This is a genomic window from Streptomyces sp. CB01373 (assembly GCF_002803075.1).
Lineage (GTDB): Bacteria > Actinomycetota > Actinomycetes > Streptomycetales > Streptomycetaceae > Streptomyces.
In genome coordinates this window covers 312082-336478 of the sequence record NZ_NNBK01000012.1, presented here as the reverse complement: position 1 = coordinate 336478, position 24397 = coordinate 312082, and the positions used below count along the sequence as shown (strand labels likewise).

The window sequence follows — 24397 nt, the reverse complement described above, 5'->3', positions numbered from 1 at the left end:
TCCCAGCGGTCGGCGGGGACCTCGGTGACGGCGTCGCGACCGTCCTCCAGGTTGCGCCAGAAGGTCTCCACGTCCGGCGCGCCCGGGTAGCGTCCGCTGACGGCGATCACCGCGATGTCTGCGGCCTTGTCATGCGCTGCCGGGCGGTGCCGGGCCGGCTCCGTGGCAGGCACGGGCGGCGTCTGCGTGACCGGGGCAGCCTGCACGACCGGGGCGGGCGGGGCGGGCGGTACCGGCGGCGCGGCCTCGACGGGCGGCGCAGTGGGCCGGAGCAGCGCGGTCAGCTGCTCGGCACGGTCGGTGCGCAGGTGGTTGGCGAGCTGATCGATGGTGAGATGCTCGAACAGCAGGGTGGCGGGCAGCGCACCGAGGTCCTGTTCCATCCGGTACACGATGTTCTGGCCGACCAGCGAATCGATCCCGTACGTCTCGAAGGTCGCGTGGTCGTCGAGTTCGGCGGCACGGAACTTCAGCACCTCGGCGAAGACCTGCCGCACGTAGCCGCGGACCTGGGCCGCGGTCAGCGCCGGTGTCTGCTCGGCTGTCACGTTCAACTCCCGTTCGCTCGTCACCAGGCACTGCTCGAGTTCGTCCTCGGGGGTGCCGGGGATGCCGCGCACCCCCGTCACCCGGAATCCCGCATCGGCGAGGACGGCCCGCCACTGGGCGGGGCCGAGCAGCGCCGAGTCCGGGAGGCGGCGCCGCGGGTCCTCGAATCGCCACCAGCCTTCGGTGAGGCCGAAGGTGAGGGTCACGAACTCGGAGGAGCTGGTCACCTCGTTCACGGCGAGCACGCCGCCGGGCCGCAGCAGGGTGCGGACGTTGGCCAGGGTGCGGCCGATGTCCCGGGTGGCGTGCAGCACGTTGGTGGCCAGCACGACGTCGGCGCAGCCCGCATCGAAGCCCTGGGCGGTGGGGTCGCGCTCGATGTCCAGCAGCTCGTAACGCGTGCCGGGTGCCGGGTGGTTGGTTTCGCCGTGGCGCAGGAAGGCCGGCGAGATGTCGGTGTAGCGGTATGCGGTCGGCAGGCCGGCCGCGGCGCAGGCGGCCAGCACATGGCGGGTGGCGGAGCCGGTGCCGGCGCCGATCTCGACGATCCGCAGCGGCCGCTCGCCGCCGGTGAGCCGCTGCGCGGAGCCGGCCACCTCGGCGGCCATCAGCCGGTGGAAGTGCTCGGCGCCCGGCCCGTCGGCGTAGACCGGTTCGACAAGGGCGGGCGAGCCCTTCGGGAACAGCACCTCGGTGGCGGCGACCCGGCCGGACAGGATGCCGGGGACGCCGGCCACACAAGCCTGGAGCAGGGTCAGGTGCGGCGCCATCGCGGGGTGGGCGGCGGCGAACTCGGTGACCGGTAGCCGCGCCGGGTCGAGCAGGGCGCGCCGGAAGGTCAGCGTGCCGTCGCTGTCCAGGGTGGCCGCGCCGGCCCGTTCCAGCACCCGCAGTACCGCGCCCAGCACGGATCGGTTGCGGCCGCCGGCGCCGAGCCGGTCGGCGAACTCGTCGAACGTCGAGGGCTCTTCCAGCGGCGGCAGTTCCGGCAGTGCGGCGAACTCGGCACGGAGCAGGTCGGCGGCCACCATGTCCAGTGCGGCGAAGCCGGCCCGGGCCCGGGCCAGCGGATCGTCGGGCTCGGCGCGAACACCGAGCCGGGCCAGTCCACGTGCGTCGGCCTTGACCACCACGGCCTGCGGCAGGCCGGCGGCGAGCACCCGGTCGAGCGCGGCGAGCCCCTCGGCGGGTTCGATCGAGCCGACGCCGAAGGCGGCCAGCCGCTCGCCGTAGCGCTCGTCGGCAACCACCCCGACGCTGCCCCAGAAGCCCCAGTTGAGCACCTGCACGGGGTACGGGACCCGGGAGTCCAGCCACTGCGCGTAGGCGTCCTGGAAGGTGCTGGCCGCGGCGTAGGCGGCCTGGCCCGCCGAAGCGGTGAAGGAGACCGCGGAGGAGAACACCGCCAGCAGGTCGAGCGAGTCCTCGCGCAACGCGTCGGCGAACGCGGCGGTGCCTGACACCTTGGGCGCGAGCACCTCGCGGAAGGTCTGCGGGTCTGCGTGCAGCAGCGTCCGGTCCCGCAGGTCGAGGGCGGCGTGCACGGCGCCGTTCAGAGTGCCGAAGCGGGCCCGGGCGGCGGCCACCGCACGGTCGAGCTGCGCCGGGTCGGCGGCGTCGGCCTGCAAGTAGACGGCCTCGCCGCCGAGTTCGGCGATCTCCGCGAGCGCCGCTTCGATCGCCGGGTCCTGGGCGCGGCGGCCGATCAGCGCCAGCCGGGCCCGGTGGGTGCGCGCGAGGTGGCGGCCGAGGGTGCGGCCGAGGCCGCCCGCTCCACCGAGGATCACGTACGCGCCGCCCTCGCGCCAGGGCAGTTCGCCGCCGGTCGGCCGGGCGGCCCGCAGGGTGCGCCGCAGGCGCTGCCCGTCGCGCAGCGCGATCAGTCGGTCGGCGGCGGGTTCGCGGGCGAGGAGCACGGCCAGTTGCCCGGGGGCGGCCTGGGTGGTCCCGGCGTCCACGCAGCCGACCGTCCAGCTCGGGTACTCGGCGGCGGCGGTGGCGCACAGGCCGAGCAGTCCGGCCGCGTGCGGCCGCAGCGGCTCGCCGCCGGTCACCGCTACCGCGCCGAACAGGACGGCGCGGACGGCGAGTCCGGTGTGCGCCGCACCGAGGGCCAGCAGCCGCTGGACCAGCCGGAGCATCGCCGGCACGCTCCGGTCCTGCTCGGGCCGGTGGGCGGGCGCCGGGTCGGTGAGGAAGTAGACGAGGTCGGGGACCTCGGTCACCGCGTCGATGTCGTGGTGGCCCACGGTGCGGACGTGGCAGTTCCGGTGGACGTCCGTCAGTGCGGTGGCGAGCGCGCCTGCGGCCTCGGGGTGGCAGATCAGCACTGTGCCACCACCCGCGGCCTCCGCCGGGGCGGGCCCGGCGTTCTCCCAGACCGGCCGGAAGATCCCCGGGCCCTCGGGCACCGCGGCGGCGGCAGCCGCCGGGCGGGACACCGCGCGCAGTGAGACGCCGTCGAATCGGACGCACAGCACGCCGTATCCGTCGGTCAGCGACACGGTGAACCGGTCCTTGCCGGTGCGCCGGGCGTACGAGTACCGGGCGAGTCCGGGCGAGCGCAGCACCGTCACCCGGTCCACGGCGAACGGCAGCAGCGCCTGCGGGCCGTCCGCGTCCAGCAGCGGGGCGAGCACCTGCAGCCCGGCGTCCAGCACCGCTGTCAGCCCCTGCCACCCGGCGGGCCCGTCGGCGGGACGCAGCGTGCCCAGCGTCTCACCGCCGCCGGCCCGCACCTGCTCGAGGCGGCGGAACGAGGGCCCGTACGCGAGGCCTGCGGCGCGGAACACCCCGTACAGTTCGTCGGCGTCCCGGACGCTCCGGCAGCGGTCGGCGGTCAACCCGATGTCCAGCGGCGGCTCGGCGGAGAATGCAGCCGCCTCATCGGCGGTCAGCGCCGCGAACTCGCCGCGCACGTACGGGCCGTCTCCGTCCTCTGCCTCCAGCCTGAACGACCGGCCCGCGGCCGACTCCTCCCCCGCCAGCCGCAGCCGACGCGGCTCCGACAGCTCGCACGGTCGCAGCCAGCGCACCGCGGACAGCCGGTACGGCAGCCCGGCGAGGTCGGCGGCCAGCGCGAGCGCCGCCGTGCCGGGCAGCATCGGACGGCCCGCCACCCGGTGGTCGGTGGCGACCGGGTCCTCGGGGCGCACCACCGTGACGCTGTCGGCCCCGCCGCCCGGGCCCGCGGGCCGGACCGGCTCCTGGGCCGCCTGCCGCGTCGGAGCCGGGAGCCGGCGGTCGTCCGCCATGCCGGGAGGCACCACGTGGTCGGCGGCGGCCGGACCGGTGGTCCAGTAGTGCTCCTGCGCGAAGCGGTACGTCGGCACCGTCACCCGCCGGCCGCCGACCGTGAGCACCGCCCAGTCGGGAGTGCCCCCTCGGACGTACGCGGCGGCCGCCCGCACCAGCGGGTCCTCCGAGCCGGCGGCGTGCTCCAGGTTCGCGCGGTCCGCGAGGTAGCAGCCGGGGCCGTCCTGGTTGGCCGTCAACTCGCGCAACTGCTGCAGGAGTTCCTCCCGGCCACCGGTAATCAGCGCGGCGCGGACCGGCAGGTGGGCGCGGCCCAGTGCGCGGGTGTAGGCGATGTCGGCGGGTTCCAGCGCGTGGTCGCGCTCCAACGCCTCCGCGAGGTCCGCGGCGACCTGGGTGAGCGCCTCGGGCGTACGGGCCGACAGCGGGACCAGGCGGCGGGCCGCCTCCGGCCGGCGCTCCGGCGCGGGGCGGACGGGCGGTTCGGCGAGCACCACATGGCAGTTGGTGCCGCTGAAGCCGAAGCTGCTGACCGTGCCGACCCGGACACCGTTCGCGCCCGGCTTCCACGGCGTCAGTTCGCGGACCACCCGCAGGCGGCCGCCCGACAGGTCGAGCTTGGGGTTGGCCTCGGCGAAGCCGGGCAGCGGGGGCAGCGTGCGGTGGCGCAGCGCCAGCACGACCTTGAGCAGTCCGGCGATGCCGGCTGCCGTGGTGGTGTGGCCGATGTTGGCCTTCACCGAGCCGAGGGCGGTGAAGCCCGGCCCGTCGGCGGCGCCCAGCACCTGGTTGAGCGCCTTGACCTCGATCGGGTCGCCGAGGTTGGTGGCGGTGCCGTGCGCCTCCACGTACCCGATGTCGTCGGCCTCCACGCCGGCCCGGCGGTGCACCGCGCGCAGCAGTTCGGCCTGCGAGGTGGCGCTCGGCGCGGTGATGCCGTTGGTGCGGCCGTCGCCGTTCACTCCGCTCGCCTTGATCACCGCGTGGATCCGGTCGCCGTCGGCGAGCGCCGCCCTCAGGCTTTTCAGCACCACCGCGCCGACGCCCTCGCCGAGCACGATGCCGTCCGCGTCGGCGTCGAACGGAATGGACCGGCCGGTCGGCGAGAGCATCCCGACCCGGCTGCTCCACACCTGCATCTGCGGCGTCGTCATGACCGCCACACCGCCCGCGATCGCCAGCTCGCAGTCGCCGCCGCGGATCGCCTCGCAGGCCAGGTGAACGGCCGTCAGCGAGGAGGAGCACGCGGTGTCGACCGTCATCGTCGGGCCGCTCAGGTCGAGCAGGTACGCGACCCGGGCCGCCAGGATCGCCATGTTGTTGCCGAGGAACGCCTGCCCGGTGTCCCCTTGGCCGGCCGCCCGCAGCAGGTGGTGGTAGTCACCGCCGCTGGCCCCCACGTACACCCCGCACCGGAGCCGCTCCCCCGGGCCCGCGTAGCCCGCGTCCTCCAGCGCCGTCCACGCCTGCTGCAGGAACTGGCGCTGCTGCGGGTCCATCGCCTCCGCCTCCATCGGAGACAGCTGGAAGAACCGCGGGTCGAAGCCGCCGAGATCCGGCAGCAGTGCCGCCCACCTGCTGTACGAGCGGTCCGGGACGCGCCGGTCCGGGTCGAACCAGCCGGCGCCCCAACGGGACTCCGGCACCTCGGAGATGCTGGTCCGGCCGGCGGCCAGGTTCGCCCAGAACGCGTCGAGGTCCTCGGCGTCCGGGAAGCGGCCGGCCACACCGATGATCGCGATGCCGTCGGTGTCGTGCGCCGGCGGCCGCGACGGCTCCGCGGCCTCGGTCCGGGGCGCGAGCGGGGCGAGCTGAACCGGCTGGGCGGGCCGGGGCTGTACGGGCTGGACAGAAGTGCCGCGCAGCGGCCGGAGGCGCGCCTGTCCGGGGTTGGCAGGGGCGACCGGGGCGACGGAGGCGGCAGCAGCGACGGGTGCGGCAGGGGCCGGCGGCGCGAGCTGCACCGGCGGTGCGGCGGGCGGTTCGGTCGCCGGCGGCTCCGGCGCGGCAGACACCGGCGCGGAAGCGGGTGCAGCCGCGGGCGCGGGCGCTGGGGCAAGCGCCGAGCGGTGCAGCGCACGGGCCTGCTCGGCGGTCTCCAGGACGTGCGCCGTCAGCCGGGCCACCGTGGGGTGGTCGTAGACGGCGACCGAGTCGATGTCGAGGCCGAAGCGCTGGTTGAGGCTCCGCACGATCTCCACCGCGCCGATCGAGTCCACGCCCAGCTCGCTGAAGCTGAGCTGACGGTCGATCTCCTCCTCGGTGGCGTACACGATTGCGCAGAGCGTGGCGACCACCAGCCGCTCCACCTCTGATGGGTCGGGGAGCGCGGCCTCGGGGGCGTCGACCGGCTGCGCCGCCACCGGCACCTCGGCGGGCGCGGCAGGCGTGACGACCGGCACCGCATCGGGCACGGCGACCGGCGGATCGACCGGTACCTCGACCGGCGCGGCAGCGGTGGCCGTCGCGCCGTAGTCGCGGACCTTCCGGAAGTGCTCCCGGACCAGGTCCAACGAATCTCCCCCGAGCACCCGTTCGTGCATCCGGACCTCGCGCTCGACGATCTCCGGCAGCCGGGCGAGCAGCCGGCCGGCGAGTTCCGCCTTGACCTCGGCGACCGCCTCGGCGGGCTTGGCGGCGATCGAGCGGGCCAGGTCGAGCGCGGTCGACAGCACGTCCGCCCCCGGGACGACGGTCACCGAGGCGCCGCGGCGGGCGAGTTCCTCGCCGCGGTAGCTGCGGCCGGTGAGGAACATTTCGGTGGCCAGGGTGCAGCCGAGGCGCTGCTCCAGCACCAGGGTGGCGCCCATGCCGGGCGTGAAGCCGTACTTGAGGAAGTTCGCCCCGTAGGAGCCGTCGTCGGCGAGCACCACCAGGTCGGCGTAGAGGCCGAAGGCGAGGCCGCCACCGGAGGCCTGGCCGCGCATCGCGGAGACCACGGGGCGGCGGCAGCGCAGCAGGCCCTCGTAGACGAACGGGGTGTCGGTGAACCGGGTGTGCTTCTCGGCCAGCTCTTCCAGGGCCTTCGGGGTCGCACCGAGGTTGAAGACGGTCTCGGTGCCGGTGAGGACCACGGCGCGGATGTCCTCGCGGGTGTCGATCTCCGCGAAGGCCGCTTCCAGACCGTGCGTCAGTCCGGCGGTGAACATGTTGCGGTGGGCGTGGTCACGCATGGTGACCAGCGCGATCCCGTGCTCCAGGACCCGCAGTTCGACCTCGTCGCCGTGGTACGGCTCGACAACCCCGGGAGCGGCCGGCGCGGCGGCCACCGCCGGTGCGGAGACGACGGCTTCGCCGTTGCGGCGCTGCCAGTCGCCCAGCCAGTGCCGTTCCTCGCGCAGCGGCGGGACCGGCAGCGACACCCGGCGCGGGGCCGGGCCGGTCGGCGCGCGGTCCGCCCACGGCACGTCGGCGCCGGCGCTCCATGCCGCTGCTACCTCCTCCAGCCGTCCGGCACGGACCAGTTCGGTGAGTTCGGGGCGCGGCCCGGCGGCGCCGGCCCTCTCATGTCCCCAGTACTGGCCGGTCTCGGGGGCGGCGCCGCTCAGGTAGCGGTCGAGGGCGGCGAGCAGCTGCGCGTGATCGGCGGCGAGGACGGCGAGGCGGCTGCTCAGCTGGTCGCGGCCGACCCGCAGGGTGTGGGCGAGGGCGGCGAGCGGGACGGCGGGCTGCGGCCCGGTGCCGAGCTGCCCGGCGAGCTGGTCGATCGACCGGTCGCCCTCGGCCGGCAGCTGCCGGCCGAGGCCGGGCCGGTGCTCGTCCAGGACCTTGCGGACCAGGGCCAGGCCGGTGCGGTCGACACCGAGGTCGACCAGCGGCTCGGCGGGGTCGACGGCGTCGGCCGGGACGCCCAGCACCTGGGCGACGGCGCCGGTGAGCACCCGGCGCAGTTCCGCGGCCCCAGCCGGCGACGGCTCCGCCGACCCGAGCAGCACGGCCCGGATCCGCTCGGCGTACTCCCGCAGGGCGTCCGCGTCGCGCGCCGACAATACGATCAGCTCCCGTCCGCGGCCGGCGGGCTGATCGGCGGGGGCGCGGTACTCCTCCAGCACCAGGTGCGCGTTGGAGCCGCCCGCGCCGAAGGCGCTGACGCCGGCCCGGCGCGGTGAGCCGTCGGCTGGGGCGGGCCAGTCGGTGAGCTCGCGCTGCAGGCGGAACGGGGTGGTGGCGAGGTCGATGGCCGGGTTGACCGCCTCCGCGTGCAGCGAGGGAACGAGTTGATGGTGCTTCAGCTGGAGCAGGGTCTTGGTGACGCCGGCGATTCCGGCGGCGCTCTCCAGGTGTCCGATGTTGGACTTCACCGACCCGATCGCGCAGCCGCCCGCCCCGGTGTCGGCTGCGGCGAAGGCCTTGCGCAGGCCGTCGATCTCGATCGGGTCGCCGAGCGCGGTGCCGGTGCCGTGAGCCTCCAGGTAGCCGATCCCGGACGGCGGCAGACCGGCGGCGTCCAGTGCGTCGCGGATCAGCGCGGCCTGCGAGGTGGGGCTGGGGACGGTGAAACCGCTGGTCCGTCCGGTGTGGTTGAGCCGGGTGGCCCGGATCACCCCGTAGATGTGGTCACCGTCGGCCTCGGCCTGCGCGAGAGGCTTGAGCAGGACCGCGCCGACGCCCTCGCCGGGCACGTAGCCGGTGCCGCCCGCGCCGAAGCTGCGGCAGCGGCCGTCGTCGGAGAGGAAGCGGCCCTGGGCGAGCTGCAGGTACTTCTGCGGGTGGGCTGCGACGTTCACGCCGCCGGCCAGCGCCATCCCGCACTCCCCGCGGCGCAGGCTCTCCACCGCGAGGTGAATGGCCGTCAGCGACGAGGAGCAGGCGGTGTCGACGGCCATGCTGGGGCCGGCCAGGTTCAGCGTGTACGAGACCCGGTTGGCGACGGCGGCGTGCATCGCGGTCGGCTGGACGCCGTCCTCAGCGCCCTGCACCAGCTGGTAGTGGTTCCACATCACGCCGGCGAACACGCCGACGGGGGAGGCGGTGGTCCGGGACGCCGGGTAGCCGGCATCCTGCAGGGTCTGCCAGCAGGTGGTGAGGAACAGGCGTTCCTGCGGGTCCATCCGTTCGGCGTCGCGGCGGGAGATACCGAAGAACGCCGGGTCGAAGCGGTCCATGCCGTCCAGGAACCCGCCCCAGCGGCCGTAGGTGCGGCCAGGTCTGCCGTGCTCCGGGTCGTGGATCGCCGCGTGGTCCCAGCGCTCCTGCGGCACCTCGGTGATGCAGTCGCGGCCTTCGGCGAGCAGCCGCCAGAACGCGTCGACGTCGGCGGCCTGCGGATACTGTCCGGCCAGGCCGATCACCGCGATGGCGTCCGGTCCGTGCCCGCCCGGCACGGCGGCGTCCGGTCCGTGCCCGCCCGGCACGGCGGCGTGCGGCTCGGCGAGGTCGCCGTCGGCGAGCGGCAGGCGGTCGTCGGACCAGGCGGGGTCGGCGTGGGTGACAACCAGCCGGCCGTCGTCGGCGGCCAGCGCCCGCTCGAACAACTCGATGCCGGTGCTGGTCGGCAGCGGGCTGGCGCTGTGGGTGCGGGCGGCCCGCTCGGTGACCTCGGCGTCGACCCGCATGCCGCCCTCCGCCCACAGCGGCCAGTCGACGGAGACGCTCCGCCCGGGCCGGGCGGCCAGGTAGTGGTCGACGTAGGCGTTGGCGTAGGCGTAGTCGCTCTGGCCGGGGTTGCCGATGGCGGCGGACAGCGAGGAGTAGGCGGCCAGGAAGTCCGGCCGGTCGGCGCGGGTCGCCTCGTCGAGGTGGCGGATGCCCAAGATCTTCGGGGCCAGCACCTCGCGGATCTGCTCGGGCCGCTTCGCCAGGAAGATGCCGTCCCGGACCACCCCTGCGCAGTGCACGACGCCGTCGATCCGGCCGTACAACTCGTGTGCGGCAGCGACGAGTTCGCGAACCTGGGCGGGATCGGTGACGTCGGCGGTCCGGTAGTGCGCGTCCGCGCCGTACCGCTGCCACTCCCGCATCCGCCCGAGCAGCGCCTCGCTGGGCGCGGAGCGGCCGGACAGCAGGATGCGGGCGCGGCGGGTGCGGGCGAGGTGCTCGGCCAGCATCGGACCGAGGCCGCCGCCCCCACCGGTGATCAGATAAACGCCGCGCTCGCGCAGCACCGCTTCCCCGGCCGGCGCGGGACTTTCCACCACCTGAAAGCGCCGGGCCCAGCGCTCCCCGCCCGCGTGCCGGACCTCGCTCTCCGCGGACGGGTCGGCGGCCTCGGCGAGCAGCAGCGCGGCGAGCTCGGCGGGACCAGCGGCGGCGGCCACCTCGACGGCGCGGACGCCCAGCGCGGGCAGCTCGGCCGTCACGGTGCGGCCGAGCGCGGCGACCGCCGCGTACTCCGGCTGCTGCCGGTGCGCGAACAGCACCGCACGCACCCGGGTGGGCCGCCGTTCGCTCGCCGCCGCGCAGGCCGCCCACGCGGCGACCGCGACCTCGGCCGGGTCGGCGGTCGACCCGCCGAGTCCGGTGGCGTCCAGCAGCGTCCAGGACCGGCCGTGACGCTCCGTCAGCGCGCTGAGCTGCGCACCGAGCAGCGCCCGATCGCCGAGGTCGACCTCGACGACCAGCGCGCCCGTAGCGGCGGCCCGTTCGGTCAGCGTGGCGAGCAGCGCCGGGTCGGCGCCGAGCACGGCGAGGTCGGTGGGCACGGTCTGTGCGGAGTGCGCGACCCACTGCCAGACCGGGCGCAGCAGTTGCGCCCGGTGCGGGCGGGCGGGCTCGGCGGGCTCGGCGGGCTCGGCGGGCTCGGCGGGCTCGGCGGGCTCGGCGGGTGCGGACGCCCGCGGGGCCGGTACGGCGGGTGCGGACGCCCGCGGAACAGCCAGGGCGGGTGCGCCGTAGGTCTCCTCCAGGTGGCGGGCCAACCCGTCCACCGTGGTGTGTTCGAACAGCAGCGTCGGGTAGAGCGCGGAGCCGACGACCTCCTCGAGGTCGTTGCTGATCCGCAGCATGTCGACGGAGGTGAGACCCATGTCGTAGAAGCCGAGCCCGTCGTCGACGGTGTCGGCGCTCCGGTCGAGCATCCGGGCGATCCGCCCGCGCAGCCAGTGCCGGTAGTCGGCGGCGGGCGCGGTGGGGGCCTGCGGGCCGGCGGCGGCGACGGGCTGCCGCACGCCGGTGGTCTCCAGCAGCAGGTCGCGGATCGACTCGGGGCGACGGATCCGCTTGCAGGTGAGGCGGTCGAACTCGGCGACGGTGCGACCCTGCTGGTCGTGCAGCGAGAAGGTGCTGCGGAACAGCTCGCCGGACGGGGTGAGCTCCTCGGGCTGCGGCACGTGCACCAGGAACGCGCCGTGCAGCGGGCCGTGCGCGCGGAACCGGTCGATGAACATCGGGATGAACGGCTCGGCGGCGGTGATCTCGCGCTGCCCGTACGCGACGATGGTCGCGGCGTCCATCTTCGCCGGGTGCAGCAGGAACGCGCGGTGCTCGGCGGTCTCCGGCAGGACCAGCGAGAGTTCGGCCAGCAGGTGGTCGGCGCCGAGGTGCATCGGGCCGGCGCACTGCATGGCCGCGCCGTGCACGATCTCCCGGGAGCGGGTGTGCGCGTACATGTCCGCCATCGACCGGGTGCGGACCGCGCCCGCCACCAGTGCGGCGGCGTCCAGGTCCGGGACGGCGGACGGGCCGGCCGGGTGCAGTTCGGCGCGGATGTTCTCCCGCCACTCGCCGTAGGGTTCGTCACCGCGCAGCCAGCGGCTGGTGCCGGTGATTGGGCGGACGCCGTCCACCGGCTCGCCGATCACCACCCGGATCTCCCGGTCGTTGCCCTCGACAGTGGCGATGGCCTCGGCGAAGACGATGCCGCGCAGTTCGACGGTGGCCGGGTCCAGGCCCTGGGCCGCGAGGACCCGCAGCACGATGTCGAGGAAGGTGACTCCCGGCATCACCGACACCCCGTGGACCCGGTGGTTCTGCATGATGAAGTCGCCGTTCCGCAGAACGAGTCGACAGTCGATGGTGGGGTCGCTCATCGGTGGGTCCTCTCCGGGATGCCAAGGACGGCCCCTGCGGCGGGGTTCGGTTCGAAGTGCAGGTCGAGGATCGAGGCGGCGAGGACCGGCCCGGCGGTGGCGGGTGCGGGCGCGGCGGGTGCGGGCGACGGGGTGGCCGGGCGGTGCGCGGCCGGCGCCTCCAGCCAGAGCCGGCGGCGGTCGAAGACCGGCCGGGGCAGCGGGCGGCGGGTCGGCGGGCGCTCGGCGACCGCCGGCTCGTCGGGCTCGCTGACGATCAGGTGAGCGTTGGTGCCGCCGAGCCCGAAGGCGCTGACGGCGGCGACCCTGGGACGGCCGGGGTCGGGCCAGTCCCGCAGGGCGGTGTTCGGGTAGAACGGGGACTCGGCGAAGTCGAAGCGCGGGTTGGGGTTCTCGCAGTGCAGGGTCGGCGGGAGTTGACGGTTCCTCAGCGCCAGCACCGCCTTGACCAGGCCGGCCGCGCCGGCCGCGCTGAGCAGGTGTCCGATGTTGGACTTGACGCTGCCGATCGCGCAGAAGCCGCGCGCGTCGGTGGTCTCCCGGTAGACGTCGGTGAGCGCCCGCAGCTCGATCGGGTCGCCGATCATCGTGCCGGTGCCGTGCGCCTCGACCATGCCGACCCGTTCCGCGGACATCCCGGCGGTGGCCAGCGCCCGGCGGATCGCCTTGGCCTGGGCGACCGGGTTCGGGGTGGTGAGGCCCATGGTGCGGCCGTCGTTGTTGACGGCCACCGCGTCGACCACCGCGAGCACCCGGTCGCCGTCGGCGAGCGCCCGGCCGAACGGCTTGAGCAGCACCAGGCCGCAGCCCTCGCCGGGAACGAAGCCGTCGGCGTCCCGGTCGAAGGTGGCGCACCGGCCGGTCGGCGAAAGGGCCCGCACGGCGCTGAACTCCAGGTAGGGGCGCTCGTCCAGCAAGATGTCCACGCCGCCGGCGATCGCCACCTCGGACTCGCCCTCCAGCAGGCTGCGGCAGGCAAGTTGGACGGCGGCGAGGGCGGAGGAGCAGGCGCTGTCGACGACCAGGTTCGGGCCGTGCAGGTCGAAGTGGTGGGCGACCCGTGCGGCGACGAAGTTCTGGTCACCGCCGAGCGCGGCCGGCCCGGAGCGCAGACCGATCCGCCGGCCGTAGTCGCCGAGCCTGGCGCCGACGAACACCCCGACCTCGCGGCCCTGCAGCTCCTCGGTCCGGTACCCGGCGTCGGCGAGGCAGTTGACCGTGCCTTCGAGGACCAGCCGGACTGCCGGGTCGAGGCAGCGGGCCTCCTCCTCGGTCATCCCGAACCACTCCGGGTCGAAGTCCTCGATGCCGTCGACGAACCCGCCCCACCGGCTGACGCTGCTGCCGATCCGGTGCTCCGGCCGGTACAGCGCCCGGTGGTCCCAGCGGCCCGGCGGAATCTCGGTGATGCTGTCGCGGCCCGCGGCCAGGGCGGCCCAGAAGGCGTCCGGGTCGGGGGCGCCGGGGAACCGGCAGTCCAGGCCGATGATCGCGACCCGGCGGTCGACGGGCTCCTGCGATGCGACAGGGGGCGTGACCGGGGCCGGCTGCGGCTGAGAGTTCGTCACCGGCATTGCGGCAGGCAGGGGTTCGGGGACTGACCGTGCGTCGACGGCCGCCCGGTCCAGTCCGGCCTTCCGCAAGTACTCGGCGAGCCGCTCGAGGGTCTGGTGCTCCAGCAGCACGGCCGGTTCCAGGCTGCTGCCGATCTGCTGCTCGATCAGTTCGACGAGTTCGCCGAGCATCACCGACTCCACGCCCAGGTCGGAGAACGGGGCGGTGGCGTCCAGGTCGGGCAGCGGGATCTCCAGCGCCTCGGAGAACAGCGCGAGCAGCCAGTCCGGCGGCGCGTCGGAGAGCGTCGGGGCAGCCGTGGCCGCCGGTGCGTCGACGGGCGCTGCCGCCGCGCGGTTCGCGTGCAGCAGGGTCTCCGGGTCGAAGCGTCCGGGCAGCGGGACGGCGGGCAGCAGCTGGGCGGGCAGCGTGCCGGTGAGGACGGCTTCGAGTACCCGCAGCCCCTCCTCGACGGTGATCGCGTCCAGCCCGGCGGGCACGCAGCCGTCCGGCTGGTCGGCGCCCATGCCGGTGCCGAGCCAGGTCGGCCAGTGCACGCTGTGGAAGCGGGTGCGGCCGGTGCGGGTCCTGTCGGCGAGGTACTCCAGGTGGGCGTTGGCGGCGGCGTAGTCGATGACGCCCGCACCGAGGCGGGGCAGCAGGGTGCTCGCGGAGGACATCATGACGAAGAACGCGGGCTGGTCGGCGGCGCACAGCCGTTCCAGCTGATCGGCACCCTCCGTCTTCGGCTCGAACACCTCGGCTATGTCCGCGACCGCCTTGTGGACGAAGGAGGGCCGCCCCCGGCTGGGCAGTCCGGCACAGTGCACCACGCCCCCGATCGGGCCGAGCGAGCTGCGGACCTGGGCGAGGAACGCGCCGAGGCCGGCCTCCGTGGAGGGGGCCTCGCCGTGCAGCATCACCTGCGCGCCGGCCCGCTCCAGAGCCTGCACGTTGCGCACCGCGATCGCCTCACGGCCCGTCAGCTCGGGAGCCGCCCAGCGGTGGCGCGGCGGCAGCGGGTGGGCGGCGGTCAGGGCGAGGCGGCGGGCGCCCCGTTCCACGAGGCGGCGGGCGACCTCGGCGCCGATGCCCCGGGTACCGCCGGTGACCAGGTAGACCTTGGCCGGGTCGGCCAGGAACTCGGCCGGGGCCGGGGCCTGCACCGGTTCCAGCACGGGGGCGAGCCGCTCGCCGCCGCGGTGCCTGACCTCGGCGGTGGGCTCGCCGCCCGCCCATTCGGCGAGCAGCTGCCGGGCCAGTTCGGCGGGCCCGGCGTCACTCTCGACGACGGTGGCGCGGACGGTGCGGTACTCCGCGCCGAGCAGGCGCACCACGCCCGCCAAGCGGCGGCCGTCCGCGCCGCCGCGGTCGCGCACCGCGTGCACGATCCGCAGCGGGGTGCCGGGACGGCGGGCCAGCAGGCGCTGCAGGGCGGCGAGTCGGGCCGTCCACGGGCCGGGGTCGGCGGCGGGGCGGTCGAGTTCGCTCAGGTCGAGCCAGCCGGTCAGGTCGGGGTGCCGGTCGGCGAGACCGTCCAGCAGTGCGATCGCGTCCCGCTCACCGGTGAACCCGGCGTCGCCGTCGGCGGGTCCGCCCTCGCGGACCAGGATCACCCGGTCGCGTCCGAAGGCCTCGGCCACCTGCCGGGCGGCCTCCCGGGAGCTGTCGGTGTACAGGCAGACGATCCGTCTGGTCACCGGCTCGGGCCGGGGCTGCTCGGCGCTGCGCCACCTCTTGGTGAAGAGCAGCGGCTGCCGCCCATCGGGCTCCTGCACGGGTGCGGCCTCCACGGTCTTCACGGGCTCGGGCCAGTAGCGGCCGCGGGCGAACGGGTAGCTGGGGGCCGCGGCCCAACGGGGCCGGTCGCCGGTGTGCAGGCGGGACCAGTCGATCCGGCCCCCGGCCGTCCAGTGCCGGGCGAGCGAGAGCAGGTCGCCGTACGAACCGTCGGCGGGGCGCGGCCCGGTGGGAGCATCGGCCCCCGGCGTGCGGCCGCGGACCACCACGCCGCTGTCGCCGTCCAGGAAGCGCAGCAGTTCCGCGCGCAGCTCGGCCGGGTCGGCGGCGATGACGGCGAGGCGTTCGCGCAGCGGTTCGCGACCGGACTGCGCGGTGTGCGCGAGGTCGGCGAACGGCGGCAGCTCCGGACGGCCCAGGAACTCGGCCCAGCGGCCCGCGAGTTCCTTGAGCCGCTGCTCGTCGCGGGCGGACAGCACGAACAGCTGCGGGCCGGCCGGGCGGATCGGCTGGGCGGCCGGCTCCGGCAGGTACTCCTCGATCACCAGGTGGGCGTTGGCCCCGCCCGCGCCGAACGCGCTCAGTCCGGCCCGGCGCGGCGCCGGGGCGCCGTCGGCGGTGCGGCGGACGGGCCACGCCGCGGCCTCGTGTTGGACGGCGAATGGGCTGCGTGCCCAGTCGATGTCGGGGTTGAGCTGCTCGGCGTGCAGCGAGGGCACGAGCCTGCGATGCCGCAGTTGCAGCAGCACCTTGGTGAGTCCGGCCAGTCCGGCGGCGGCCTCCAGGTGGCCGATGTTGGACTTCACCGAGCCGATCGCGCACGTCCCCGCCTCGACCCCGGCGAACGCCCGGGCCAGGCCGTTGATCTCCACGGGGTCGCCGAGCGCGGTGCCGGTGCCGTGCGCCTCCAGGTAGCCGATGCTGCCCGGCTCGACGCCCGCGTCGCGCAGCGCCGCGGCCACCAACTCGCCCTGTGCGACCGGGTTCGGCACCATGTAGCCGCTGGTGCGGCCGCCGTGGTTGACGGCGGTGCCGCGGATCACGCCGTGGATCCGGTCGCCGTCGGCGATCGCCCGGGCCAGCGGCTTCAGCAGCACCACGCCGACGCCCTCGCCGGGCGTGAAACCGTCGCCGCCCGCGCCGAAGCTGCGGCAGCGGTGGTCGGTGGACGCCATCCGCAGGCGGTGCTGCTGGCGGAACTTGTGCGGGTGCGCGGACAGGTTGACGCCGCCGACCAGCGCGGCCTCGCACTCGCCCTGGCGCAGCGCGCGGACGGCCAGGTGAATCGCCGTCAGGGAGGCCGAGCACATGGTGTCGACGGTCAGGCTGGGGCCGTTCAGGTCCAGAAAGTACGAGACCCGGTTGGCGATGCCCGCGAGCGCGGAGCCGGTGTCGGCGGCCGGGCCGACGAGCGACTGCTCGACGCCGAGGAACGGATACTCGTTGTACATCGCGCCCGCGAACACGCCGACCCGTCCGCCGTGCTGCTCGCGCAGCCGGGACCGGGTGTAGCCGGCGTCCTCCAGCGCCTCCCAGGCGACTTCGAGGAAGAGGCGTTCCTGCGGGTCCATCAGCACCGCGTCGCGCGGCGAGACGGCGAAGAACAGCGGGTCGAACCTGTCGATGCCGTCCAGGAACGCGCCCCACATCAGGTCCACCGGCCAGTCCGGCCGGTGCCGTTCGGCGGGCAGCGGCCCGATCGCGTCGTAGCCCTGCTCCAGCAGCTGCCAGAACCGGTCCAGGTCCGCCGCCTGCGGGTAGCGGCCGGCCAGGCCCACGACGGCGATGGCCGTGTCCTCGGGCCGTTTCCCGGCGGGCTCGAGCCGGCCACCGGGGGCCTCTGTCCTGACGTGCTGCCAGGGGCCGTCGGCGCGGGCGGCGAGTTCGGCGGCGATGCCGGCCAGGTCCTGGTGCTCGAAGAACAGGGTGCGGGAGACGGGCTCGGCGAAGTCCTCGGCGAGGCGGGCGTTCAGCTGGCCGACCACGTACGACGTGAGGCCGTAGTGCTCCAGCCGCACCTGCGGGTCGAGCCGCTCGACCGGGATGCCGGACGCCTCGGCGTAGACGGCGAGCACGTACTGCTGGACGGCGTCGGCCACCTCGGCAACGGGCGCGGCCACGGGTGCGGGGCGCGCGGACACGGTCAGGCGGTACTCCTCCCCTGCGAACACCGTGCCCGGCAGCGGCACCCGACGGAGGCCGGGCGACCACAGGGCGTGCCAGGCGACGGGTGCTCCGCGCAGCCACCCGGCGGCCGCGGCGTCGGCGTGCGCCGGGACGAGCTCGGCCACCGGACGGCTGGGATTCACCACCGCGTCCGCCAGCGCCGAGTGGGTCCGGCCGACAGCGAACTCCTCCAGCGCGGTGCGTACTTCGAGGAGATCGGAGGTCACCACGGCGAGGCGGTGCGGCATCGGGACGCGGCCGTCCTGCAGGGTGAACGCCAGGTCGGCGAGAGCCGGCGACGCGCCGTTCTCCAGGTGCGCGGCGAGCCGGCCGGCGGCGAGCCGCAGGCCGTCGGCGGAGCCCGCGGACAGCACCACCGCCTGCAGACCGGGCGCGCGCCCGTCGGCAGCGGCGGCGGACGTCGCGGCCCGCAGCACCGCGTGGGCGTAGGCACCGGAGGCGCCGACCGCGTTGACCACAGCGCGGCGGGCGGTCGCGGCTGACGGCCAGTCGACGAGGTGCTCGGGGACCCGCAGCGGCAGGTCGTCCCAGTCGACGAGGTCGCTGCGCTTTTCGGCGGTGAGCGTCGGGGCGATCCGGCCATGCTCGAACTGGAGGAGCACCTTGAGCAGTTGGGAGAGGCCCGAGGCGGACTCCAGGTGGCCGATGTTCGGCTTCACCGTCCCGGCCAGCACCGGGTTGTCCGCGAACACCTCCGCAAACGCCTCGAGTTCGGCGGCGTCGGCGACTCCCGCACCGGCCACGGCGAGCTCCACGTAGTCGACCTGGGCCGGCGTGATCCCGGCCCGGCCGAGGGCCGCGCCGACCGAGCCGGCCAGCGCCTCCGGGTTGGGCACGCCGAAGCGTCCACCGCTGCCGGCGTGGCCGATCCAGGTGGCCTCCAGCACGCCCCGGACGGTGTCGCCGTCCCGGTCGGCGGCCGCTGCCGGGCGCAGCAGGACGGCGGCCACGCCCTCGCCGGGGCACCAGCCGGAGCTGCCGGCGGCGAAGGCCCGGACCGGTCCGCCCTCGGCGAGCAGTCCTGCCTCGGCGAGCAGGGCGAGGTGGTACGGGTGGGCGACCAGGTTGACCGCGCCGACCACGGCGGCGTCGCACTCGCCGCTCCGCAGGGCTTCGGCGGCGAGGTGGAGGGCCGTCAGGGAGGAGGAACAGGCGGTGTCGACGGCGACGCTCGGGCCGTCGAAGCCGAAGTAGTGCGAGATCCGGCCGGGCATGTCACCGGCCAGGGCGGCGACCCGGGCGGCGGCGTCCGCGTCCCAGGTCTCCTTGCCGCTGTGCTGGTGGTCGTGCCACATGGCGGCCGTGAACACGCCGACCCGGGGCGCGGCGGCGCGCAGCGATTCGGCGGTGTGGCCGGCGTCCTCGAGGCAGGTCCAGACGGTCTGCAGCAGCAGCCGCAGCTGCGGGTCGAGCGCGGCGGCCTCGACCGGGGCGACCCGGAAGTGCAGGCTGTCGAAGCTGTCGATGTCGGTGAGGAAGCCGCCGTGCAGTCCGGCGGGCAGCCGGCCGTCCTCGGCGACGCCCCTCCCGGCGGGCAGCGGGCCGACGGCGCACTGGCCGGTGCTGAGCTGCCGCCAGTACTCCCCCAGGTCCTCGGCGCCGGGGAAGCGCCCGGCCATGCCGACCACTGCGACCTCGGCGGCCTTCGGTTCCTCGTCGGCCGCGGCCCGGGCGGGCCGCTCGGCGAACGGCGGCCGCAGTTCGGCGGTGCTGGTCCGGTCGACGCCGCCGCCCATGAAGGAGTGCAGGAAGAGGTGGCCGTCGTCGAGGGCGAACTGGTCGCGGATGTCGTCGAAGGTCAGCGTGCCGACCGGGCAGAGTCCGATGCCGCATGCGGCCTGACCGGTCATGAGCAGCTGGCCGATGTACCCGGCCTCCAGCATCAGAAAGCGCTCGGCGACCTCCTGGTAGAGCGGGGCGATGCCGCGGGTCTGGCCGATCAGGAAGATCCCGAACGCGGACCGGTCGAACACCGGCCGGTTGTAGTAGAAGTGCACGGCGCGGTCGATCCGCGGCTCGGCGTTGACCAGTTCCAGCGCGTGCCAGCGCGGGTCGTAGTAGTAGATGCCCCCGGCCAGCCCGTCGACGGCGTCCGGCTTGACGTAGACGTACGCCTGCACCGAGTAGGTGTCCCCGGCCGACGGGTACAGGCGGCGGGTGCCGCCCTCCACGGGGGCCTCGCGCAGCAGGCCGAGCAGCCGGATGAGCGCCTCGGCGGGCAACGGGGTGTCGCGGTAGTCGCGGCGGCTGCCGCGCCAGTCGTAGTACGCGGGGTGGACCGTCGTCTCCGGCAGCGCGATGCGCTGTGCGCCGGGCGCGGGGCGGCGCAGGTTCCAGGCGGCGGCCTTGAACGCGTCCCGCTCCTGCGGCGAGAACATGTCCACGGCGCCGGGGCCCGCCTCCGGTTCCGGCGCGGCGGGGGCGGCGGCCGGTTCGGGCCGGGTCCGGAGGCCGAGGCGGCCGGCGAGGATCCGGGCGATGCCGGCGGCTGTCGGCTCGGAGATCAGCGCCGAGACCGGCACCCGCTGCTGGTACCGCTTCCGCAGCCCGGCCGAGACCTGGACCATGGTGAAGGAGGTGGCGCCCTGCTCCCAGAGGTCCTGCGCCGGGTCGACGGTGTCCACGCCGAGGTGCCGGGCGAACATCGCCGCGATCTCCTCGGCGAGCCCGGCCGGGCTCGCGGCCGAGGGACCGGGTGCGGGTACGGGTGCTGACGGGGCCTCAGTGCCCCCATCGGTGACAGGAGTCGACGGCGCCGTGGGCTCGGCGGCCGGTGCGGCGTCCAGCGGCCAGGGCAGCGCCTTGCGGTCCAACTTGCCGTTGGCGGTGGCCGGGAAGGACGGCAGCAGCACCACGAAGTTCGGCACCATGTACCCGGGCAGGGCCTCGGCGGTGTGCGCGCGCAGCTCGGCGGCGGTGACGGCGGGGGCGGCCGGATCGGTGACGACGTAGGCGACGAGTTTGGCGTCGCCGCTCGGCGCTTCGTCGTCGCGCAGCACGGCGACGGCCTCCCGCACGGCGAGGTGCGCGCGCAGGCGGTGCTCGACCTCGCCGAGTTCGACCCGGTGGCCGCGGATCTTCACCTGGCGGTCGCCGCGTCCGGCGATCTGCAGATTGCCGTCGGGAAGCCAGAGCGCCCGGTCGCCGGTGCGGTACATCCGCTCGCCGGGGCTGTCGACGAAGGGGTCGGGCAGGAACAGGCGGGCCGTCAGTTCGGGCTGGTTGCAGAAGCCGACGGCCAGGCATTCGCCACCGGTGTACAGGTCGCCCTCGACGCCGATCGGGCAGGGCTCGAGGTGTTCGTCGAGCACATAGTGCCGGGTGTTGTCGATCGGCTTGCCGTAGGGGATGCTGCGCCAGCCGGGGTCGACGGTGGTGACCCGGTAGACGTTCGACCAGACGGTGGTCTCGGTGGGCCCGCCCATGGCGATGGTCTCGGCGTTCGGGAACGCCTCGCGGATCGCCCCGGGCAGTGACAGCGGGATGAAGTCGCCGGCCAGCGCGACGATCCGCAGGTGCGCGGCGGCGGGGTCGCCGGTGTCGGGGGTGAGCAGCGGGGTGAGCTGGTGCAGGGTGGTGGGCGCCGAGTTCCAGAGCGTGATCGGCTCGGTGAGCAGGATGTCGAGCAGCAGTTCCGGGTCGCGCTGCTGGGTCTCGTCGGCGAGGTAGACGCCCGCGCCGCCGCCGAGCAGGCCGAGCATGTCGAAGACGGAGAGGTCGAAGCTGAGCGAGGTGACGGCGAGTCCGAGGTCGGACGGGCGCAGCTCGAAGGTGCGATGGCAGAAGTTCAGCAGGTTGCGCACCGAGCGGTGGGCGACCTGGACGCCCTTGGGGGTGCCGGTGGAGCCGGAGGTGAAGATGACGTATGCGGTGTCGTCCCGGGTGCTGCGGGTCTCCGGGTCGTCCTCGCGGGCGGCGGGCCCGTTGATCGCCGGGTCGGTGTCGGTCTCGACGGTGGTGACCCCGGCGGGCAGCGGCACGGCGGGGGTGTCGGAGGTGGTCAGCACGGTGACGGCCCGGGCGAGTTCGAGCATCGCGGCGACCCGGGGGCCGGGCAGCGCGGGGTCGATCGGCAGGTAGCCGGCGCCGGCCTTGAGGATGCCGTAGAGGGCGGCGACCATCTCGGGGCCGCGCCGGATCCGCACGCCGACCAGCTGCTGGGGGCCGACACCGGCGGCGATCAGACGGTGGGCGATCCTGTTGGCGCGGCGGTTGAGTTCGCCGTAGGTCATGGTGCCGCCGCGCCAGCGCAGGGCCACCGCCTCGGGGGCGCTCGCGGCCCGACGCTGGAACAGCAGGTGCACGGGGCCGTCGTCGGGCACCGGGACGGTGGTCTCGTTCCAGGTGTACAGCACGGTGTGCCGTTCCTCCGCCGTGAGCCCGCCGGAGGGGGTGTCGACCCAGGTGGCGTCGTCGGCGAGCAGCCGCAGGTCGTTCTCGAAGGCGGCGAACATCTGCTCGGCGAGGCCGGCCGGGAAGTCGGCGGGGACGATGTCCCAGCAGTAGCGCAGTTCGTCACCCTCGGCGACGGCGACGCTGTCCAGGGCGCAGCCGGGGGTGCTGGTCAGCCATTCGCCCTGGCGGACGCCGGCCGGCAGCGGCCGGTCGGTGAGGTCGACGAGGGCGGTGTAGACCACGGGGTAGGCGGCCTCGCCGCCGCGGAGCACCTTGCGGCGCATCTCGCCGAGGCCGCCGGCGCCGCCCTCGGCGAGGTCGGCGTCGAGGACGCGGCGGTACTCGGCGGCGGTGGCGGTGAGCCGGAGTTCGGCGGGCGCGGCAGTGACCCAGGTCATGAAGGAGTGCTCGCCCGGGCGGGCGGCCTCGGCGGTCTCCGGCCAGAGCACCACGGGCAGCGCGTAGGGCCGTTCGGTGCGGCTGGAGACGGCCCGGGTGAGCGCGGCGAGCAGCAGGTCGTCGGGGCGCAGGCCGTACTCGGCGGCGCGGCGGGCCAGTTGGCGGTAGCCGTCGATCCGGCCGGCCAGGCGGGTGCGGCCACGGCCGGCCCGGGCGGGGTCGCCGGGCGGGCCGAGTTCCGGTCCGGCGGGGAGTTCGGCGAGCCGCTCGCGCCAGTAGTGGGCCTGCTCAGCGGCGGCGCTCGCGGGGACCGGGTCGGGCCCGGCCGGTACCGGCCGGGCGGCCGGGTCGGCGTACAGCCGCCACAGGTCGCGGTACAGGAGGTGGATGCTCAGACCGTCGGCGACCAGCAGGTCGAAGGCGCAGTGCACGACGGAGAACCCGCTGTCGTCGCGGGTCACCCGCAGGTCGAACAGCGGCCAACCGCCAAGTGGGAAAGGCCGATTGGTCATCTCCTCGCGGATCAGACCGCGCAGCGCGGGATGCGCGGCCGGGTCGCCGGCCTCGATCACCGGGATCCGCCACTGTCCGGGCCCGTGCTGACGGGCCGTCACCCCGTCGGCGGCGAAGGCGGCGCGCAGCACCGCGTGGCCGTCGACCAGGCGGCGCAGCGCGTCGGCGAGCGCCTCGAGGTCGAGTGCGTCGACCTCGAAGCTTTGGTAGCACTGGCAGCCCTCTGCGGGCCCGTCGCCGGCGGCCGTGCGGGCGACCATGTACGCCTCCTGAAGGGCGCGGGGCGGCCGCGGGTCCCCGGCGGGTTCGGTGCAGGCGGCGGCGAGGGCGTTGCCGAAGGCTGCGAAGGCGGTCTCGACGGCGCCGGGGGCGAACCGGGTGGGGTCGATGTCCCAGCGGTAGCGCAGGGCGCCGTCCTGCTCCCACATCTGGTGGTCGAGGGCGACGTCGGTGGTCTGGCTGACCCCGTACTCGATGGCCGCGCCGAAGCCGCCGGCGACGCCGGGCGGCGGGCCGACGTCGAGCAGACTGGTGAAGACGACGGCGGGCCCGGGCCGGCCGGTGCGCTGTTCGCGCAGCGCCTCTATGCCGGAGACCAGGCCGTGCCGCAGGTGTTCGCCGAGGCGGGCGTGCACCGCGGCCGCCTGCTCGTCGAGGGTCTCGTCGGCCTCGCGTTCCAGGACCAGGACGGCGGTCGAGGTGAACGGGCCGACCAGGTACGGGGTCTCGGCGGCCAGGTATGGGCGGCTGCTGGTGGTGACCACCAGGGCGGTGCGCTGCTGCGGAGCCCGGCGGTCCAGCGCCTCGGCGAACAGGGCGAGCACCAGGGCGGTCGGCGAGACGCCGAGCCGGGCGGCCCGCGCGGTCAGCGCCTGCCACTGGTCGGCGGGCAGTTCGGCGTCCAGCGGGCGGCGTTCGCGGCAGCCGCCGGCGGGGGCGGGCGCGCGGACCGGGGCGACCAGCCCGGGCCCGGCCGGCAGCTCGGCCAACTCGGCGCTCCAGTACACGAGATCGGCGCCGTGGGCGTCCGAGCCGCGTTCGGCGAGCAGGGCGGGTACCAGTTCGGCGACGGAGGGTCCGGCGGCGGGCAGCGGCTGCTCCGGGCGGTGGTAGCGCTGGTGCCACTGCTGGAGCAGCACCGCGTAGCCGTGGCCGTCGGTGATCAGGGTGTCCAGGCTGAGGTGGACGATGTCGGGGCCGGTTCCGGTGCGGGTGACCTCGATGGCGAACAGCGGCCATTCGCCGGGCCGGTAGCAGCGGTGCGAGAGGCGGGCGCGGACGGTGTCGCGGTCCTCGGCGCCGCCGGGTCCGTGCACGGGCATCTGCCAGTCGTCGGCCGCCGGGCGGATGTGCTGCAGGCCGTCGTCGTCGACGACGGCGCGAAGCATGCCGTGCTGGTCGATCAGGTCCTGCCAGGCCTGACGCAGCCGGCCGGGGTCGAGGTCGGGGACGGCGAACTCGCGGTACAGGTGGCAGCCGACCGCCTCGCCGCCCAGGTCACTGCCCTTGGCGACCAGGTAGGCCTGCTGGAGGTCGGTGACCGGGAACGGCTCCCGCTCGTCGGTGCGGACCGCGGCGGGCGGCCGCGGGGCGGTGGTGTCCGCCGCCACCATCGCGGTCAGCTCGTCGAGGGTGGCGGCCGCGAGCCGGGCCGGCGGCAGGTCGAGGCCGAACTCGCGTCGCACGCCGGCCCACAGCCGGGTCAGTGCCAGCGAGGTGAGGCCCCAGTCGGCCAGTCCGCCCGGCGGCAGCGGTTCCGCTCCGTCCGGGCGCACCTCGGCCAGCAGTCGGTGCAGGATCCGAACAGCCGTCAGCCCGGTCTCGTTGCTCGTTTCCAC

2 protein-coding genes (1 of these 2 cut by a window edge) are annotated in these 24397 nt (G+C 75.2%); both read right to left on the bottom strand.

All coding sequences use genetic code 11. From position 1 onward, the window contains the following. Positions 1–11771, bottom strand: partial view of an SDR family NAD(P)-dependent oxidoreductase gene (locus tag CG719_RS20930; RefSeq protein ID WP_100570194.1) — the 5' portion only. Its footprint begins 9592 nt before the window's first position; only the first 11771 of its 21363 coding nucleotides appear in the window; it begins with the start codon at positions 11769–11771; its stop codon lies beyond the left edge, outside the window. Beyond that, on the bottom strand, positions 11768–24397 hold the full coding sequence (locus CG719_RS20925; RefSeq protein ID WP_100570193.1) for a non-ribosomal peptide synthetase: 12630 nt from the start codon (positions 24395–24397) through the stop codon (positions 11768–11770). The genes CG719_RS20930 and CG719_RS20925 overlap by 4 nt, the downstream gene beginning before the upstream one ends.